This is a genomic window from Bacteroidota bacterium (genome assembly GCA_030706565.1).
In the GTDB taxonomy this organism is placed as follows: domain Bacteria; phylum Bacteroidota; class Bacteroidia; order Bacteroidales; family JAUZOH01; genus JAUZOH01.
Window position 1 is genome coordinate 1 of the sequence record JAUZOH010000445.1, and the last position, 2,924, is coordinate 2,924.

Below are 2,924 nucleotides of genomic sequence, written 5' to 3' on the forward strand. Positions count from 1 at the left end.
AACTGGCCTGATTGAAATTAAAGCCATGCCTGAAAAATTCCAGAACAAATTTCGGATATCGCTGTTGCGGTTGCAAAATTGGGATAATGGATCAAATGGCCTGTATTTTGTAACCATTTGCACAGATAAAAGGGAATGTTATTTGGGGAAAATTACGTCCCCCATCATTCCGACCAAACGAACCAACCGCTTCGCAAAAATGGAAACCGGAAACATTGGGCGTAATTATAAATCAATATAAACGGATATGCACCATACAGGCCCGTAAAATCCATGCTGATTTTGCCTGACAATCCCTTTTTTATGATCATATTATCCGAAACGACAAATCGTTTCAAAGGATTTCGAATTATATAAAAGACAATCCGTTAAAATGGAGGAATGATAATTTTTTAAAACCGTAGAGACGGCCAAACCCATTGTAGATTCGGCCAATTTGGCCTTATCTACAATGGATTAATCCTATTGGAATGCAGCCTGATGCCGATAATCAGGATGTCGTCCACCTGTTCTAAATTCCCTTTCCATTCATTGATGCTTTTTTCCAGGATTTTCAGCTGGGTTTCAACCGGCATGGAATGAATGGTCAGCAGCAGGTGGCGGAAACGGCGGTACTTGAATTTTTTCCCTTCCAGGCCGCCAAACTGGTCGGCATAGCCATCCGAAAATATATAAAGCATATCATTATCGAGGATATCGATTTTATGGGTTTCGAAATGCGGTTCCTGATCAATGATATTTAATCCGATGGGAAACCTGTTCCCTTTGATTTCAATAATTTTCTCATCTCGGATGATGTAAAGAGGATTGTAAGCCCCGGCAAACTCAAGACAATGATTGGCATTGTCGATGGTACAGAAAGCAATGTCCATGCCATCGCGCAAAACAATATTGTCCATGTCCTTGAATATTTGTTCAAAATCCTTATTCAGGTTATTCAAAATGTGGGCAGGCTCTTCCACCCCTTCGTTGTTGGTGATTTTACGAAAAAGTTCCAGGCCGATCAGCGACATGAATGCCCCGGGCACGCCATGGCCGGTGCAATCGACGGCTGCAACAAAAATTTTATCGTGATGCTGGTTTATCCAGTAAAAATCGCCGCTGACAATATCTTTGGGAATATGCAGTACAAAGGAATCGGGCAGCATTCTCTTAAATATTTTTTCAGAAGGCATAATGGCTTCCTGTATCCTTTTGGCGTAAATGATGCTGTCGGTTATGCTTTTATTCTTTTGGGCCAGTTCTTCTTTTTGCCGTTCAATTTGTGCAGATATCTGTTCCTTTTCTTTTAGTTCTTTATTCGATTTGATTAAACCGCTTATTTTAAAATAAAAATATACATAAAGCAGCAGCAGAACCAGAACTATGCAGACAACATAAAGTCCTTCTTTTTCCCAGGAATGCGAAAAGAAAGGAACTTTTTGCTGGACAACCCCTTGCAGGATGGCCAAAGTCAATATGTTGGCATAAATCAGCATGATTATTACCCTGTTGAAGTACTTTATTAAACTTTATGATATTTACTGAGAGCCTGGCTGATCTTATTCATTTACAACAGCTCCTTCATTGATCTTTAAAATTTTATATTTTGATGAAGGAGAAGCAATGAATTCTCCCAGGCCCAGGTTTTCCCATTTTTCGTCAACTTTTTTAATAGTGGCATCGTTTGAGACGGTAATATTGGGCCATTGCCGCTTAAACTGATCAAATTTGCCGGTCTTACGGGTGGCATCGACAACCAGATGTTGTGTCCCGTCCGTTTCCAGCACGCTGCAATCCCTTTCCGGGTCAATATTGCTCAGGCAAAGCCACATACTTGAAAAAATATCGTTTGTGTCGACCATATAATCAAATAAAATCAGGCAGCGGATTTTTCCCATTTCAGGTAATTTGAGCAACGACTCAGCTGCAGATTTTACCGCATCAATCTTATTTTTTCTGACTGCCGCGAGAATAACCGGTATATTTTCCTCCAGCAATTTAGAATTTATTTTCTCAATATCAGGAAAATTTTTCAAAATAGCAGGGATATCTATAACTATTTCATTATCTGTAGTTTTATTCTCCTGTGATTTTCTTTCGGGTTGGGAAGTGGCATCGATACACATTTTGCTTCCCAGGGCAAATTCCCTGGCTGTATGGTCCAATACATCCAGGGGGCCGGAACTGAAGTAGACATCTGATTTAAAATTCACCCTTTGGCAGATTAATTGGGCGATATGGCGATAATCTTCCACTTCAGTTTCTTCGTCAACCACAACCAGTATTTTGTTCAGCATCATCTGTCCCGCGCCCCATAGGGCATTCATCACTTTGGCCACTTGTCCGGGATAGGATTTTTTAACCTTGACTATGGTCAGGTTGTGCGCCACACCTGCTGTAGGGCAATGCAGATTCAGAATCTCCGGGATGAGGAACATTTTGATGGGATTGAAAAATATTTTTTCCGTAGCCCGGGCAATCCATGCGTCTTCCTGCGGCGGTATCCCGACCAGCGTGGCGGGGAAAACGGCATCCCTGCGATGGGTGATGCAGGTTACATGAAATTTAGGGTACCAGTCGGCCAGGGAATAAAACCCGGTATGGTCACCAAACGGGCCTTCCCAGATCAGTTCTTCTTCAGGATCTACATATCCTTCAATGATGATATCCGCTTCTTCGGGTACTTCTATATTTTGGGTAATACATTTGACCAGTTTGACTTTTTTCTTGCGCAGGAAACCTGCCAGCAGGAATTCGTCCATATTGTCGGGCATGGGGGCGGTAGCGCAGTAGGTGAGGACAGGATCGCCGCCCAGGGCCACTGCAACGGGCATCTTCTTTCCCAGCTTTTTGTACTGGGCATAATGGCGTGCGCCTGTTTTATGAAGGTGCCAGTGCATGCCGGTCAGGGCTTTATCAAAAACCTGCATCCTGTACATGCC

At 42.5% G+C, this 2,924-nt stretch carries 3 protein-coding genes; 1 reads left to right on the forward strand and 2 read right to left on the reverse strand.

What is annotated here, in order from left to right:
• Positions 1 to 241: hypothetical protein (locus tag Q8907_15370; GenBank protein MDP4275651.1), on the forward strand; the 241-nt coding region annotated here is incomplete at its 5' end.
• Positions 242 to 446: 205 nt separating this feature from the next.
• Here the strand turns inward: Q8907_15370 and Q8907_15375 are convergent.
• Positions 447 to 1,478, reverse strand: coding sequence for a SpoIIE family protein phosphatase (locus tag Q8907_15375; protein ID MDP4275652.1), 1,032 nt, complete (start codon positions 1,476 to 1,478; stop codon positions 447 to 449).
• 63 nt (positions 1,479 to 1,541) lie between these two features.
• On the reverse strand, positions 1,542 to 2,924 hold a 1,383-nt coding region (locus Q8907_15380; GenBank protein MDP4275653.1), incomplete at its 5' end, for a UbiD family decarboxylase.

Excerpts from the sequence above, each read along its gene's own strand:
- Q8907_15375 (MDP4275652.1), bottom strand. The coding sequence starts at position 1,478 with ATGCTGATTTATGCCAACATATTGACTTTGGCCATCCTGCAAGGGGTT.